General features: G+C 63.4%; 12 protein-coding genes and 1 pseudogene. 4 read left to right on the top strand and 9 right to left on the bottom strand.

Annotation, left to right across the window (positions count from 1 at the left end):
* Nucleotides 1-204: 204 nt before the first annotated feature.
* The 6 genes and pseudogenes from cas3 to DMR_RS06625 all read right to left on the bottom strand — a co-directional run.
* Nucleotides 205-2430, bottom strand: coding sequence for a CRISPR-associated helicase Cas3' (cas3, locus tag DMR_RS06645; protein WP_268741124.1), 2226 nt, complete (start codon nt 2428-2430; stop codon nt 205-207).
* Nucleotides 2431-2677: 247 nt separating this feature from the next.
* Nucleotides 2678-2938 carry a DUF2442 domain-containing protein gene (locus DMR_RS06640; RefSeq protein ID WP_015860135.1) on the bottom strand — a complete coding sequence of 87 codons (261 nt, stop codon included), beginning with the start codon at nt 2936-2938 and terminating at the stop codon, nt 2678-2680.
* 3 nt (nt 2939-2941) lie between these two features.
* Complete coding sequence (locus DMR_RS06635) at nt 2942-3202, bottom strand: DUF4160 domain-containing protein (protein ID WP_015860134.1); 261 nt, start codon at nt 3200-3202, stop codon at nt 2942-2944.
* A 3-nt stretch (nt 3203-3205) separates the two neighbouring features.
* A complete protein-coding gene (locus DMR_RS06630; RefSeq protein ID WP_015860133.1) occupies nt 3206-4402 on the bottom strand; it encodes a tyrosine-type recombinase/integrase in 1197 nt (398 codons plus the stop codon).
* 580 nt (nt 4403-4982) lie between these two features.
* A complete protein-coding gene (locus DMR_RS25280) occupies nt 4983-5255 on the bottom strand; it encodes a transposase (protein WP_232502919.1) in 273 nt (90 codons plus the stop codon).
* Between the two features lie 265 nt (nt 5256-5520).
* A pseudogene (locus DMR_RS06625) lies at nt 5521-5655 on the bottom strand (helix-turn-helix domain-containing protein); the annotation flags it as partial.
* Nucleotides 5656-5882: 227 nt separating this feature from the next.
* Between DMR_RS06625 and DMR_RS06620 the strand changes: the two are divergent.
* Both DMR_RS06620 and DMR_RS06615 read left to right on the top strand, forming a co-directional pair.
* Nucleotides 5883-6500: a tetratricopeptide repeat protein gene (locus DMR_RS06620; RefSeq protein ID WP_148208376.1), complete on the top strand. Its 618-nt coding sequence runs from the start codon at nt 5883-5885 to the stop codon at nt 6498-6500.
* An 11-nt stretch (nt 6501-6511) separates the two neighbouring features.
* On the top strand, nt 6512-6901 hold the full coding sequence (locus tag DMR_RS06615; protein WP_015860130.1) for a hypothetical protein: 390 nt from the start codon (nt 6512-6514) through the stop codon (nt 6899-6901).
* Nucleotides 6902-7163: 262 nt separating this feature from the next.
* Here the strand turns inward: DMR_RS06615 and DMR_RS06610 are convergent, their stop codons facing one another.
* The 3 genes from DMR_RS06610 to DMR_RS06600 all read right to left on the bottom strand — a co-directional run bounded on the left by DMR_RS06610 (nt 7164) and on the right by DMR_RS06600 (nt 11034).
* On the bottom strand, nt 7164-8126 hold the full coding sequence (locus DMR_RS06610; protein WP_015860129.1) for a glycyl-radical enzyme activating protein: 963 nt from the start codon (nt 8124-8126) through the stop codon (nt 7164-7166).
* Between the two features lie 65 nt (nt 8127-8191).
* The gene (locus DMR_RS06605; RefSeq protein WP_043600201.1) at nt 8192-10582 is read right to left on the bottom strand and encodes a glycyl radical protein; all 2391 of its coding nucleotides are present in this window, start codon (nt 10580-10582) and stop codon (nt 8192-8194) included.
* A 53-nt stretch (nt 10583-10635) separates the two neighbouring features.
* On the bottom strand, nt 10636-11034 hold the full coding sequence (locus DMR_RS06600) for a GlcG/HbpS family heme-binding protein (RefSeq protein WP_015860127.1): 399 nt from the start codon (nt 11032-11034) through the stop codon (nt 10636-10638).
* A gap of 507 nt (nt 11035-11541) precedes the next feature.
* On the opposite strand from DMR_RS06600, the gene DMR_RS06595 reads away from it, so the two are divergent.
* Nucleotides 11542-13518 carry a PocR ligand-binding domain-containing protein gene (locus DMR_RS06595; protein ID WP_148208375.1) on the top strand — a complete coding sequence of 659 codons (1977 nt, stop codon included), beginning with the start codon at nt 11542-11544 and terminating at the stop codon, nt 13516-13518.
* A complete protein-coding gene (locus DMR_RS06590; protein ID WP_015860125.1) occupies nt 13508-14968 on the top strand; it encodes a sigma-54-dependent transcriptional regulator in 1461 nt (486 codons plus the stop codon). Before DMR_RS06595 ends, DMR_RS06590 begins: the two co-directional genes overlap by 11 nt.
* Nucleotides 14969-15150: the final 182 nt, after the last annotated feature.

Below are 15150 nucleotides of genomic sequence, written 5' to 3'. Positions count from 1 at the left end.
GCCTCTACAAAAAACTGTTTCAATCCACTCCCCGGCCCCCCCAGCCAAACCTCGGGGCTGCAGAGAAGTCGTTTAGCCTTTACGATAAACTGAATTTAGTATCAAACAAAAAATATATTTCATGCGACATATAAATAGACAAACGGAATCAAACACCTATAGGGCTTCCTCCGCCAACCGCCCGGCCGGAGAAAACCCGCGTTGCTACTGTATCCAGTCCTCAGCCCGAAAAACCCCGGCCCCCTCCCCTGACAAACCCTCTTCGTCGTCATAGCGCGACATGCGGCGCAACACGAAAAACCGTTCCTGAACGCATTCCACGTCGCCGTCCGCGACCAACGCCGCCCGCACCCGGGCCGGTACCTGAACCGTATACCGCTGGGCGCGCCGGGCCAGGCGTCCCGTGTGCTCGGCATGCTCCAGCCCACGGACAAGGTCCTCCCCTTCCTCGCCCCAGGGGATGATGACCGGCTCGCACAAGTGTTCGATCATCCGGAATTCCTGGGAGACCGTGCGAAACGGAAAATCGAGGGTGTTGGCTCCTGCCTGCAGGGCGGCGAAAATCCCGGCGATTCGGTCCGTTCGTTTGTCCAGCGCTTCCGGGCCGACGCGCCAGTAAAGCGCCTCGAAATAGGCAGTCACCGCCTGGGGCGACAGCGGATCGGCAAAGGCCCGCAGCACCACCTGGCCCTCCTCGGCCGCCCGGCGCAACTCCCCGGCCGGCGGCGCTTTCTCGGCGGCAAACACGTACACCGCGCCCTGGGGCAACTCCCCCTCGCGGTTGCAACGCCCGGCCGCCTGGGCCACGCTGTCCACCCCGGCCTCGGCCCGGTAGACCACCGGAAAGCTCACATCCACGCCGCACTCGATGAGCTGGGTGCTGACCACCCGGCACGGCTCCCCGGCCGTTAGCGCCGCCCGGATGTGCTTGAGCTTTTCCGTGCGATGGGCCGGGCACATGCTGGCGCTCAGATGAAAAACTCCCGCTCCCTTGCCAAGCAGGCCATGGAGCCGCCGGGCGTGGGCCCGGGTGTTGACCACGCACAACACCTGCTCGTGCCCACGCAGACGCAGCGCCAGCTCGTCGTCGGCAAGCTGGCCCAGATGCGTCACCCGCGTGCGCTTGAGTTCCTTGAACAGACCGGACCTGTCGCGCACGATCTCACGCACGAGTCCCGGCTCGAAGCCGAAGGCAAACCCGTCGCGCCGGGTCAGCGCCGGTTGGGTGGCCGTGCACAGCACCACTGTCGCGCCATAGCTCTCGTGCAGCTCGCGAAGAGCCTCCAGGCACGGCCGCAAGAGCGAGGGCGGCAGCATCTGCGCCTCGTCCAGAATGACCACGCTGCGCGCGATATTGTGCAGTTTGCGGCAGCGCGATGCACGGTGGGCGAAAAGCGACTCGAAAAACTGCACGCTGGTGGTGACGACCAAGGGCGCGTCCCAGTTCTCGGCAGCAAGTTCATGGCGCTTGGCCAGCCCCTCGTCGCCGGCCGGCTCGGACTCGGAAGCGCCGCTGTCGCGCTCCTTCCAGGGATCAAAATTGCTGTGATGCTCCACCACAGCGTCGTCACCCACAGCTCGCCGAAAAACGTCGGCGTTCTGCTCGATGATGCTGGTGTAGGGAATGACGTAGATGACCCGGTCCAGGCCGTGGGCCAGGGCGTGCTTGAGGGCAAAGGCCAGGGACGACAGCGTCTTGCCGCCCCCTGTCGGCACGGTGAGGGCGAAAAGCCCCGGTTTCTCGCCGGCCGCCTCCCGGCACCAGTCCAGCACCTTGGCCCGCCAGGGATCGATGGGCGAAGGCGCGGCCTTGTTGGAAAACCCGGCAAGATGGGCGGTCAGACGCTCCGTCATGCTTCCCAGCGTCGGATAGCCGCCGCGCCGGGCGCTTTTCTCTTTATCGAGGAAGGCTTCCGTATCAAGGAAATCGGCATCCACCAGACAGGAATAGAGCATGCGGATGAAAAAGGCGCACTGAAAGCCGGTGCGCCCCAGGGCCTGGGCAAAAGGCAACGCTGCGGGCGCTGGTCCGACGGCCAGGGCCAGGGCCGGCTCGGGCACGACAGCGGCCTGGAGCCGGGCCGAGAGGCAAGCCAGATCATTGTCGCGGCCGTTCGGCAACCCGGCATGATGGCCGGCAATGGCGTAGGCGAGGAACTTGCCCGCCCCCTTGAAGCGGTCCACGGCCAGCTTTCCGCCGGCCGAGGAATGGTCGACCCGGACGCCAGCTCCGGCCAGACGTCGCTGAAAAGCCTCGGTATATTTGCCGACGTCGTGAAGCAATCCGGCTAGCGCGCCCCACTCGCCCGCCATGAAACGGCTGGCGAACTCCCGGGCCTGCCTGCTCACACCGCCCAGATGCGCTTCAAGCGTCTGCCACGTCTCCTTGGGCTCCCCCACCATGCTGTGAGCAAACCACTGCCCAGCCACCCTTCCCGACTCCGCCATCGCGCATCCTCTGCGCCAGCCGGAACCAGCCAATACAGACAACCTATTTTTCTTATCATACAAGACATCATCAGATAGGGCGACAAGAAAAACAAGTCTTTCCGGGTGGCCTGTGCCATGGCAACGTCACGAATGAGCCCTCTGCTTCTCCTCCCTTACAGGCCGTAAGAAGACGCGGGGGAACCTGGCCATCTCTCGTCATCCCCTCATGCGATAGCGCAGACCAATATCACACGGCGGACGCACGCTGCCGTTTCACCTCTTCGTACATGGCGTCAGGGGCGACGTCCGCGCCGCTTGGCCAGCACACCGTCCCGGTTTCGGCGTCGACGCGCACTTGCTCGAAATAGCCGGGCTCATCCCACAAGGCGAACACCCCCTTGTGCGGCACGTCCGAGAGGTCTACGACGCCATGCACACCATCCGCGAACGTCACTTCCAGACGGTAGCCAGGCAGAGGCTTGGCGGCCTTCACTTCCCAAGGGATCATATCTCACTCCAACGGGGCTATGGGTTTCGGACTCGCCCACTCCTGACACAGACGCCAGTTTTCCATGAGCTCCGCCCTGTGCTCGAAAGCCCATTCAAGAACCATGAGCCGCGCACGGCCGGGCAGTTCTCCCGTCAGTATCGCCAAGGTCTCGATATCGAACGTGGCTCCGTGCTCACCATATTTGGCGTGAAAATGTGGACGGCCATGCTCCCGCCAATACATCGTGATGACGATGCCAAAAAACACGCTGACGGTAGGCATCGGTTACTTCCCTCCCCCGATCCCGACCACCTTCTTGTCCGTGGCCGCCGGCTTGCCCAGCCCGGCATGGTTGGTCAAAAGCTCGGCCGCCTTGTCGCTGGCCCGCTTCTTGGCGTCCGGGAGGAACTGGCCGTAGCGGCGGGTCATGGCCGTGCTCTTGTGGGTCAGGAGCTCGCCGATCATATCCAAGGTGAATTCCCCAGAATTGGCCAGGGTCACGGCGAAATGATGGCGCAGGCCATGAAAGATGCGAAACCGGGCCGGGATGCCGGCGGCCTGCTTGATGCGGCTGGCTGCACTGCACGCCACCCGCTGGGCACCATCCTTTCCCGGGAACACGTAGGAGCTGTCGGGGAAGGCTTCCTCCTTCCAGGCAAGCTGATCTTCCAGGGCCGCGCGGGTGATGGGGTTCATGGGGACGCTCACCGTCTTGCCACCCTTGGGATCCCTGATGCTGATGAGACCGGCCCGAAAGTCCAGGTCGCGAATCCGCAGCTTGAACACCTCGCCGCGCCGCATGCCCGAAAACATGGCGACTTCGAGCATCCTGGCCGCATCCCGGGAAGGCCATTCGTCCAGCACGGCCTTGAGGCGGGCGGCCTGCTCTGGCTCAAGGTACTCCACCACCTCATTGTCCTTCTTGGGCATTTCGATGGTGAACGTGAGCGCCGGGCACAGGCCGGCCTTGGTCCCGAAATTGACGATGCGCCGGACGAGTTCCAGGACGTTCCAGACGGTGGCCGCCGCCCGGCCTTCCATGGTTTTCCGCAGCCGGGCCATGTCCAAGGGCGAAAGCTTGCTGGCCCGAAATCCGCCAAGGAGCGGACGAACATGCTTCTCGTAGCGGTTGCGGTCCGTCACGACGCCTTTGAGGGCATCGCCCTTGGCTTCGAAATACGCGTCGGCCAGTTCGGCAATGGTGCGGTCGGTCATGGCCCGGTCGCGGGCGATTTCCTTGGCGGTCTTGACATCTTCGCCGTGCCGGGCCTTCTTGACTCGATCCGCCCGGACCTCCGCCGCCACCTGCGGCGTATAGCCTTCGGACTTGAGCCCGACCTTTTCCCAGCGCAGCTTGCCCGCCACTTTGTAGGCGACCATGTAGCAGAGGTCGGGCTTTCCCTGGAACGTGCGCTCGGTCATTTCGTACACATAGACGCCCGGCCATTTGTCCTTGTGCGCCCTGGTGTATTTTGCCGCCATGGCTTGGCCTCCAAAGGTTAGGAATAGGTTAGGACGAACAACCCGCTAGGAAGCCTTGTGCGGCGGCCGTTTCGTCCTAACCTATTCCTAACCTGAAGGCTAAAAACCGTCAAATATCATCAAAGATCGATCAAATTTTCACCCGAAAACTTTACCAGCAATAGTTTGTTTTTTAATGATAATTAGACATAGTTAAAGAGGTTAGGAAATTGCGGTCGACGGGCTCATAACCCGAAGACCGTGGGTTCAAATCCCACCCCCGCAACCAGGAAGTCCAAGGGCTGACGCCAAAAGCGTCGGCCCTTTTTCTTTTCCCAGGCTATTATTTTGAATTAAATGGGCATTAGTGGTGGCAAATTGGTGGCAATCGCCCCGAGGAAAGGGGTTGGCCGCTCTCCACGGGGCGGCAGGCCGGATCGCGGGAGGTGGCAAGCAAAGGTGGTGGTGGCCCCGCCCCCCCTCCCCCCCCCCCGCTTCCGACGAGCAACCTTCTAAAGACATCGGAGAGTCGAGTCCGCTCTCCTTGGCCATCAGCAGGAGCATCTTCCGGTAGCTCTCGCCCGTGTCCCGGAGATGGTCTTCAGCGCTGCGTTGGCCTCCATGGTCGAAGCGTCCACGCCGATCCGGCTTCCAAGAACCAAGCCATCCTTGCTGAGCACTTTGAGAACCCAGGTGAAAACCTCTTGGGGGGTCGCCAGCGGCAGACGGGACCGTGTCCGGCTGAGCGAGGAATGATCCGGGACCAACTCTTTGGTCGAAGCTGGAGAAAATCCCGAAGGGAAAGCGAATCGGCGCACCTCCACTCAATGCCGCGCTCGCTGTCGATGCCCTCGAAATACCCCACGAGGTGCATCCGAAAATACCGACCAGACCGAATCGAGGGACGCCCCTTGTCGGCATAGAAGGTCTTGTACAGCTTCTCGGCGAAGGCGTCGAAGCCGCATTTCCTGAGAATTTGCTGGAGACGGCCGTAAAAGGCATGCCCACGGGACCGGGGAATCTCATCCCAGGCCAGAGACATCGCCCCTCTGCCGATCGCCCTGACGGCCAAGCCCCATCGACTTACCCCACCATCCCGATGGCTGGAGTCTCGGTCACTTAGCAGTGTTTTTCAACACGCTGTTAAGACCCGATTCCCCGGCCTCCAGGAAGGTGTCGCGCCACTGGGACAGCGTCGCGGCGGTCACCCCCAGCTCCCGGCTCACCAAGTCAATGTCCTCGCCTCGAAGCAGCCGCAGCACGGCCTGGGTCTTGTGACGCGCCCAGAATCGCTTGGGCGCTCCTTCCTCTCTCTGCATACGACACCTCCCGAGCGGCAGAGACATACCGCCAAGTTGGTGTCCAAGAAAACCCTAGGCCAATCCATTTTGGCGAAAGGCCGTCGGAAGTGGCAGCGGTGTTGGTGCGGTGCGTGCAAAATTTTGCGCCGCGAGCTGAAAGCGATGCCTCCGGCCGGGCCAGGGCAGCCGGCCAACGGGCCATGGTTTGGCTTCGCGCCCTGGGAGACAGGCCGGATTTACTGCTGGAGACGCTTCTTGTGCTGACGGGGGCATTGCCGGAGAGCACTGCGGCTCTGCGCGAACTGGCTGTGGAATGGCAATCACGTGTCGTAGAGCACCTACGGCAGCAACAGGATGGTTCCATTGCTCAGAGAGTCATCCTCGCCACAAGCCTCAACAACTTCGCCAACAGGCTCAGTGAGGCCGGCCAGCGCACGGAGGCGTTGGAAAACGCCCAAAAATCGACCGCACTCTACAGCCAACTCACCCAGGCCAACCCAGACGCCTTCCTGCCAGACCTCGCCAGGAGTCTCAACAATCTCGCCAACAGGCTCAGCGACCTGGGTCAACGCGAAGAGGCGCTCCCCATCGCTCGCAAGTCTGCTCAGTTATATGTTACTTTGGCCAACCAGTTACCTGAAGCTTTCGAGCAGAAAGCCATCAATACCCTGCTCACCTGGCTCTCTCTCCGCCATGCCATCTCCAGAGAGGAAGCCGTCGCCCTGCTCAAACAAAACCCCCAAGCCCAGTTCCACGCCCTCTTCAACGACGGCGACTCGGACGAACCTTCCCCTTCCGACAAACCCAGCCCACAGTAAGGAGCAACGCCATGGACCTGTCCTCCCTGACCGATCTCGCCTTAAGCGCGCTGGTCGCCGCCCAGTCCGGGGCGACTGCAGCCATCACCGACGTCGCGACCAAACTCGGCAAGGCCGGCGTGGAAAAAGTTTGCGCCCTGGTCAAAGACCGTTTTGCCAAGGACGGCGAAGGAGCGACCAAAGCCCTCGCCACTCTGGAAAACAATCCCACCGATGCCGTGGCGCAGAAAGCCGTGCGCCGACGCCTGGAAGGACTCCTCGACGAAGACCGGGACTTTGCCGCCGACATCAAGGCCGTCATCGGGACGGTCTCCATCGACAAATCCCAACATCAGACCGCAACAGCCGGCGACAACAGCACGGTCATCCAAATCCAGGGCAGCGGCAAAACGGTCGGCTGAGAAACACCGGCCTGGGCCACGCCGCCAACACCCAACACCCCGGGACACGCCAGGCGCCGCTATTGGCGCAATGGAGCACGGGCTTGGCGGAGGTAGCCCCCTTAATGTCATGAGGGAAAGAGGGGTTACCGTGCCTTCCCCGCTCGCGCGGGTGGAGTCCGCCCTTTTCCGCAGCCGCGCCGATGCCAAGAATTCCACGCTGCCATCAGACTCGGCGAACGGCCTACACGTTGGCCGGCAGCAGAAAATGCCACGCCCCGGATCAGCCTCCGATGCCGACGCCTCCAACATGCTGCCCGGCCAGACAGGCCTTGGCCAGAACATCCTCGCGCGTGTGCGGCGCAACGTCGTGCATGGGATAGACCCGCCCCAGCTGTCGCCACTTCGCTTCACCGAGGCGGTGGTAGGGCAGGATGTCAAACCCCTCAAGGGTCGGCAGCGCTGCGGCGAATTGCGCGCTGGCAACGATATTGGCCTCGCTGTCGTTGACGCCGGGCACAAGAGGCAGACGCAGGCGCAGGGCGCTGCCGGCCTGGCTCAGACGGGCGATGTTGTCCAGGATGCGTTCGTTAGGCATCCCCGTCAGTTCCCGGTGGCGCGCCGTGTCCATGTGTTTGATGTCGCACAAAAACAGGTCAACGACGTCGCGCAAGGCGGCCAACGTCTCCCAGGGCGCGTGTCCGCAGGTCTCCACGGCCGTGTGCAGCCCCCGGGCCTTGGCCGCGCGCAGGCAGGACAGCAAGAAGTCCGGCTGGGACGTCGGCTCCCCGCCGGAAAAGGTCACCCCGCCGCCGGACTCAGCGTAGAACTTCCGGTCCCGATCCACCTCCTCCATGACTTCCCCGGCCGTCAGATAGCGGCCCACAATAGTCATGGAGCCGGCATAGCAGGACGTCACGCAGTCCCCGCACAGATCGCACCGGACACGGTCGATGCCGATTTCGCCGCCGCCATCGTAGCAAATGGCCTTCTGGGGACACAGAGTCATGCACTTCACGCACGAGATGCAGTTGTGCGGAATGCGCAGGATTTCCGGGCCGAGAAACATGGATTCCGGATTCTGGCACCACTGGCAACGCAGCGGACAGCCCTTGAGAAACACCAGGGTGCGGATGCCGCCGCCGTCATGCACGGCGAAACGCTGGATGTCGAAAACAAGCCCGGTGGGACCGGGGCGATCCCGGTCGGACAATCGAAACGTGTGCTGACGCTGTTTCCAGTTCATGCAAGGCCTTGGGCCGGGGGACGTCTTGCGTCCCCCGGCCGTGGGTTGGCGTGGGTTGACGTGGGTTAGAAGGTCTGTTCGGTCCGGGCGATGATGTCGTCCTGCAGGGACTTGTCCAGCGCCGTGAAAAAGGCGCTGTAGCCGGCAACGCGCACCACCAGGTTCTTGTAGGCCTCGGGCTGGGCCTGGGCTTCCAGGAGGGTTTCCCGGCTGATGACGTTGTACTGGACGTGGAAACCGCCGTTTTGGAAGTAGGTTTCGGTCACGGCCTTGAGGTTGTTGAGTCCCTGGTCGCCTTCCAGGGCCGTGGGGTGGAACTTCTGGTTGAGCAAGGTGCCGTTGGAAGCGATTTCATGGTCGAGCTTGGCCACGGACAGCACCGAGGCCGTGGGACCGCAGGTGTCGCAACCGGAGATGGGCGAGACGCCGTCGGCAAGCGGGCTCCAGGCCTTGCGACCGTCGGGCGTGGCGGCCACCACCGAACCCAGGGGCACGTTGGCCGAGGCCGGATACAGGCCCGGCTGGAAGCGGCCGCCGCGCGGGTTGGTGTAGCGGTTGACCTCTTCGCAATAGATGCGCGCCGCTTCCTTTGCCACGGCGTCGGCATAGTCGTCGTCGTTGCCGTACTTGGGGGCGCGGTTGAGAAGCATCTGGCGCACATCCTCGCGGCCCTCGAAATCGCTGTCGAGGGCCTGGCGCAGTTCGGCCAGGGTGAGCAGGCGGTCGTCGAAGACCAGCTTCTTGATGGCGGTCAGGCAGTCGCCGGCGTTGGCCACGCCCACGCCCTGGGGACCGGTGAAGTTGTAGTGGGCGCCGCCTTCCTGGAGGGATTTGCCGGCGGCGATGCAGTCATCGACCAGGGAGGAAAGAAACGGCAGCGGGCAACGCACGCCGTGGGCCATGTCCACGGCGTTGTCGGCCGCGGCCATGAGACGGACAAAGTAGGCGGTCTGGGTCTTGTAGGAGGCCATCACGTCGTCAAAGGTCTGGAATGTTTCCAGGCTGCCGGACTTGGGGCCGATCTGCTTGCCGGTGCGCTTGTCCACGCCGTCGTTTAGGGCCAGTTCCATGACCTTGCCCATGTTGAAGAAGGCGGCGTCGTGCCAGCCCTCGGTCTTGCCGCCCACCTGCGGCTCCACGCAGCCGATGATGCCGTAGTCCCGGGCATCCTCGCGGGTCAGGCCCCGGGCCAGCAGGGCCGGAATGATCACCCGGTCGTTGTAGTAGGCCGGGTAGCCCATGCCCAGGCGGCTTATTTCGCCGGCCTTTTTGTACAGCGCCGGAGGCGTGCCCTCGTGGATGCGGATGGACAGCGAGGGGGCGTAGAGCTTGGTGTTGGCGGCGGCCTGCAGGCACATAAACGACAGATCGTTGGTGGCGTCGGAACCGTCGCGCTTCTGGCCGCCGACGATGAGGTTCATGAACATGGGATAGCCGGCGAAGGCCATGGTGGAATTTTCGTCCCGCACCTTGTTGAGTTCGGCAAACTTGATCCAGAGCAGATCCAGGAGTTCCTGGGCTTTTTCCGGCAACACCCGGCCCTTGTCCCGGGCATAGTAGGGTTCCATGTACTGGTCGAAGCGCATGGGCGAGATGGAATGCCCGTTGGACTCGATCTGGATGACCAGATGGACGAACCAGAAGGCCTGGATCGCCTCGTGGAAGGTTTCGGCCGGCTGGGCCGGAACCTTGCGGCAGATGCGGGCGATTTCCTGCAGCTCGTCGCGCCGGATCGGATCGGCGCAGTCGGCGGCCAGGGCGGCGGCCAGGGTGGCGAAGCGGCCGGCGAAATCGACGACAGCCTGATTGGCGATGATGACCGCTTCGAGGAAATGGCGCTTTTTGAGCTGTTCGGCGTCGGCATAGTCCAGGGCTTCAAGGGCCTGGCGGGCGTTGGCGATGACACCGGACAGGCCCTGGCCGATCGCCTTGGCGTAATCCACGGATATGTGGCCCACGCCGTTGTAGAAGTAGTTGCCCACGGTATAGACCACGTCGTTGTGGGCTTCCAGGGCTTGGGGCGGCATCATGGCGGCGGCGAACTCGTTGGTGGTTTTGCCGTCCCAGTAGGCGAAGGCTTGGCGCAGCTTGGCCTTGGTGTTCTCGGAGATCAAAAAGACGTCGGCCGTGCGGTTGGCCAGACGGTCGAGCTCGGCCTCGACCCATTTGCACGAAAATTCCGGAAAGATGGGGGCGCTTCTGGGCTTGCTGGCCTGGTTGCCCACGATGAGTTCCCCGTCCTGGATGAAAATCGGCATCCCGGCCAGGATCTTCTCCAGGGCCTTGGCCCGGCGAAGGACCATGGGCAGGGCCTCGGTCTCCTTGTAGGATTCGGTGATGAGCATTGCCCGTTCGGGACAGATGGTCGGCGTGGTGTCGACAAACCGGGCCAGGGCGGCAGTGGTGCGTTGGGTGGGGCCATGGAGATCGGGCGCTTGAACCTGATGCTGGGACATTGCTTCCTCCGGATGGTTATGTGTCGTTGCGACGTGCCGCCGCAAAAAGCGACTCAATAGGCGGCCAGGCCGGCTTCGGCGCAGGCCGTGTCCTGGGCCACGCTGCCGCCGCTGACGCCGATGCCACCGACGACCCGGCCGTTTTCCACGATGGGCAGGCCGCCGCCAAAGGTGACGATACGTCCGCCGCAGGCCCGGCCAAGGCCGAACAGTTCGGCTCCGGGCTGGGACAGGCTGCCGATGGTGGCGGTGTCGGCCTTGACGGCCACGGCCGAATAGGCCTTGTCCCGGGCCAGATCGATGCTGACCAGCAGGGCGTCGTCCTGGCGGTCCAGGGCGGCCAGGTTGCCGCCGGCATCGACCACGGCCACGACCATGGGGACGCCCAGGGTGTCGGCCTTGGCCTTGGCCGCCTCGATCATGCGGCGGGCGGCTTGGAGGGTGACGGGCATGACGGGGCTCCTTGTCGTTGCCGGAGGCGGCTTAAGCGTCCGGGCCAAGAGTGGACGTTGCTCTGGACAGGACTTTATTCAAACGCTGTTCCAAACCATAAAATACATTTTATTTTAGTATGTTAACATAAAATTTGACGCTTCAGGAACGGCCTCGCCCCGCCCTCCCCCGCAACCAAGGTTGACAAAAATAGGCTGACCGGACAGGCCAAAGGCCCCGGCCCCAGGCCGGACGGGCCTTAGAGGCCGTCAACCGTGGTTGTCGCCAGCCAAGGGTGGTTGTCACGATCACGCAAGCGCGGGCAAAGACGCCGGGCTGGCGGCCGGCAAGAGGCTTTCCCAGGACAAAAACGGGGCATTTCTCCGGAAAAAGCGCGGGGAACCGTCTGCCAAAGCCCGTATCCGGCTCGGGCTGGGCGAGACCGGGAAGGGCTGCGGCGGCACGGATCTGGCAAAGCTGCCCAGGACTTGGGAGGGCGCGGCCAGAGCGCGCCGGGAGGGAGCGACATGGAGCCACGGGAGCATGGGCCGGCGCAGCAGCGCCCGGCCAGGGGGACGCTGCTGCGGGAACTCGAAAGCCTGCGCGCCCGCATTCGCGAACTGGAAACAGGCTATGGCCTGTGCCTCCTGCGCGATCCGACGCGGCCGGGATTTCGCTGGCCGGCCGAAGCACCGGCCGACAGCCAGCTGGCCTTCCGCGACATTTTCAATCTTGAGGCCATCCAGGAAATCCAGGACGCCTTTGCCGCCGCCACCAACGTCGCCTCCATCATCACCGAGGTCGACGGCCGCCCCATCACCCGCCCGAGCCGTTTCTGCCGCCTGTGCCGGGAAGTGGTGCGCCGCACCCCGACCGGCCTTGCCAACTGCATCCGTTCCGACGCGGCCTTCGGGTCCAACGATCCTCTGGAGCCGATCATGCGTCCGTGCCTGAGCAGCGGCCTGTGGGACGGCGGCACGAGCATCTATGTGGGCGAGCGCCATGTGGCCAATTGGGTGGTGGGACAGGTGCGCATCGAATGCGGCGACGACGACCGGATGCGCGCCTATGCGGCCGAGATCGGGGCCGACGAAGAACAATACCGGACCGCCCTGGCCGAAGTCCCGGTCATGACCCGCGAGCAATTTCTCAATGTGTGCCAGGCGCTTTGCCTGATCGCCTACCAGATCTCGACCCTCGCGGAAAACAATTACCTGCAGGCCCAGGCCATCGAACGGCTGCGGCAGGCGGAACTGGCTTTGCGGGAAAGCGAAGAACGTTTCCGACAGCTTTCCGGGGCCACGTTCGAAGGCATCTTCATTCACCAGGGCGGCAGGATTCTGGACGTCAACAAGGCCGGCTGCGCCATGTTCGGCCGCACGCGCCAGGCCCTGCTGGGCCGCGACGTCGAAAGCCTGGTTTCCTTAGCCGACCGGCCCTTGGCGACGGCCTGTCCCGACGCCGACGACGGGGACGCCTGTCTGGCGAAATTCCTGGGGCCGGGGGGCGAGGAACGGGTCTGCGAAATCCGGGAACGCGACATGGCCTATCAGGGCCGCGCCGCCCGGGTGCTGGCCGTACGCGACATCACCGAGCAGGTGTTGGCCGATCAGGTGGCCAAGGAAAAACAGCAGCAGCTGATCCAGGCCGACAAAATGGTTTCCCTTGGGGTGCTCGTGGCCGGCATGGCCCACGAGATCAACAACCCCAACAGCGTGATCACGCTGAACCTGCCGCTGCTTCAGGAGGTCTGGGAAGACGTTGCGCCCATCCTGGACGCCTATTATCGGGACAACGGCGATTTTCTGGCCGGGGGCCTGGAGTATTCCGAACTGCGCGACCAGATGCCCGATCTCCTGGCCCGCATGTTTGAAGGAGCCGCCCGCATCCGCGGCATTGTCGGCAGTCTCAAGAATTTCTCGCGCCACTCGCCCGAGGATTTCAAATGGGACATCGACATCAATGCCGTCGTGCGCAGTTCCTTGGAACTTGTCGGCAATCTTGTGGCCAAGAGCACCCGCCGCTTCACCGTGTCCCTGGCCGAGGGCCTGCCGCCGGTGACCGCCAATCCGCAAAAGCTCTCCCAGGTCGTCATCAATCTCGTGGTCAACGCCTGCGAGGCCCTGTCCGAACCCAGTCAGGCCATTGGCGTGAAGACCTTTTATGATGCCGCCGCGGATTGCCTGGTCGTCCGGGTGACGGACGGGGGCATTGGCATATCGCCGGACGTGCTCTCCAAGATCATGGACCCGTTTTTCACCACCAAGCGGGAAACCGGCGGCACGGGGCTTGGGCTTTCCGTCTCGGCCACCATCGTCGAGGAACATGGCGGGCGTTTGACCTTTGCTTCCGATCCCGGCGTCATGACCACGGTGGAGCTGCGGCTGCCGGCCTGCGCGGCCGGCCTGGCCAAGACAACAGATCGGCCCGCCCCCAATGGGTCAGGCCGATCAATCCCGGCGCCAGCCGGTTCCAGGGGCCAGGGTGACAGGGATGGAGCGTAACAAGCCAAAACCGGTTTCGCCCCGCTATCCGGTGTTGCTCGTGGACAACGAAGAGGCGTGGCTGCGCAGCTTTCAAAACGCCCTGCGCGCCTCGGGCGTGGACAACGTCATGACGCTCTCCGACAGCCGGTTGGTGCTCGAAACCCTCGGGCGGCAGCAATACTGCGCCGTGGCCGTGGACCTCATGATGCCCCATATCGCCGGCGAGGAACTCATCCCGCTTATTTTGGCCGAGCATCCGGAATTGCCGGTGCTTGTCATCTCCGGGCTCAATCAGATCAAGACCGCCATCAACTGCATCCGCCTTGGGGCCTTTGATTTCATCGTCAAGACCGAATCGCGCAACACCTTGATCGCCGGCATCAAGCACGCCATCGAGATCTTCGAGTTGCGCCGGGAAAACTCCACCCTGCGCCAGCGCCTGTTCCAGGAGGAGCTGGACTGTCCGGAACATTTCGCGGCCATCGTCACCGCCGACAAAACCATGCGGGCGGTGTTCCACTATGTCGAGGCCGTAGCGGAGACGTCCTGGCCGGTGCTGCTGATCGGGGAAAGCGGCGCCGGCAAGGAGCTGATCGCCCAGGCCATGCACCGGGCCAGCCGGCGGACGGGGAAATTCGTGGCCGTCAACATGGCCGGGCTGGATGATAATATCGTGGCCGACACCCTTTTTGGCCACACCAAGGGAGCCTTTACCGGGGCGTCCCAGGTTCGGGCGGGGCTGGTCGAGACGGCCCGGGGCGGCACGCTGTTCCTGGATGAAATCGGCGATTTGAGCCCGCAGTCCCAAAAAAAGCTGCTGCGCCTGCTCCAGGAGGCGGAATACGCGCCCCTTGGTTCGGATGTTTCGCGCAAGTCCACGGCCCGCATCATCGCCGCGACGCACCAGGATCTCAACGCCCTGCAGGAACAGGGGCTTTTCCGGCGCGACCTGTATTTCCGGCTGCGCGGCCACATGGTGACCCTGCCGCCGCTGCGGGAGCGGATCGGCGATCTGCCGCTGCTCATCGACTATTTCGCGGCCCAGGCGGCCCGGGAGATGGGGGTTGTGCTGCGTCCGGACGTCCCGGGCATCGCGGCCCTGCTGGGCCGGTATGCCTTCCCGGGCAATGTCCGCGAATTGTGCCATCTCGTGCACGACGCGGCCCGTCTGGCCGACGGCGAAGAGCTTGGACCAAAACAGTTCCGCCTGGTCCTACCCTTCGACCCTGCGGCCGGGCAGGGCCTCCCCGGCCCAACGTCGGACACGGGACTTCTGGGCTTTGGTCCCAGGCTGCCCACGCTTAATCAAGCGCGTACACTGTTGTTTGAAGAAGCGTTGCGCCGGGCGGGCGGCAACCAGTCCGTTGCCGCCCAACTCCTTGGCGTATCGCGCCAGGCGGTCAGCAAATACCGGCAATCGCTCCAGGATCACGAAGAAGAACGACCCCGGCCTGCATCGAAAACGTGATCAAGCTCTCGGTAGACACGCAAGGAGATGGCCTTATCCCGGTCGGTACGGACTTCAATAGCGGGTCGACTGAAATAGCCTCTACCGCCCTAGATAACCGGGACATTGGAGAACATCTGGAAAACTGGGGACGTCCTGTAGAAGGTCCATGTTGCCCAAGCAAATTATTGCGGACGACCAAA

Source organism: Solidesulfovibrio magneticus RS-1, from assembly GCF_000010665.1.
Lineage (GTDB): Bacteria > Desulfobacterota > Desulfovibrionia > Desulfovibrionales > Desulfovibrionaceae > Solidesulfovibrio > Solidesulfovibrio magneticus.
This window is presented reverse-complemented; position numbering and strand designations above follow the sequence as displayed.

Bases quoted from the DNA above. Each gene is read 5' to 3' on its own strand.
- DMR_RS06640 (WP_015860135.1), bottom strand. From the start codon at position 2,938: ATGATCCCTTGGGAAGTGAAGGCCGCCAAGCCTCTGCCTGGCTACCGT.
- DMR_RS06635 (WP_015860134.1), bottom strand. From the start codon at position 3,202: ATGCCTACCGTCAGCGTGTTTTTTGGCATCGTCATCACGATGTATTGG.
- DMR_RS06630 (WP_015860133.1), bottom strand. From the start codon at position 4,402: ATGGCGGCAAAATACACCAGGGCGCACAAGGACAAATGGCCGGGCGTC.
- DMR_RS25280 (WP_232502919.1), bottom strand. From the start codon at position 5,255: ATGCACCTCGTGGGGTATTTCGAGGGCATCGACAGCGAGCGCGGCATT.
- DMR_RS06620 (WP_148208376.1), top strand. From the start codon at position 5,883: ATGGTTTGGCTTCGCGCCCTGGGAGACAGGCCGGATTTACTGCTGGAG.
- DMR_RS06615 (WP_015860130.1), top strand. From the start codon at position 6,512: ATGGACCTGTCCTCCCTGACCGATCTCGCCTTAAGCGCGCTGGTCGCC.
- DMR_RS06610 (WP_015860129.1), bottom strand. From the start codon at position 8,126: ATGAACTGGAAACAGCGTCAGCACACGTTTCGATTGTCCGACCGGGAT.
- DMR_RS06605 (WP_043600201.1), bottom strand. From the start codon at position 10,582: ATGTCCCAGCATCAGGTTCAAGCGCCCGATCTCCATGGCCCCACCCAA.
- DMR_RS06600 (WP_015860127.1), bottom strand. From the start codon at position 11,034: ATGCCCGTCACCCTCCAAGCCGCCCGCCGCATGATCGAGGCGGCCAAG.
- DMR_RS06595 (WP_148208375.1), top strand. From the start codon at position 11,542: ATGGAGCCACGGGAGCATGGGCCGGCGCAGCAGCGCCCGGCCAGGGGG.
- DMR_RS06590 (WP_015860125.1), top strand. From the start codon at position 13,508: ATGGAGCGTAACAAGCCAAAACCGGTTTCGCCCCGCTATCCGGTGTTG.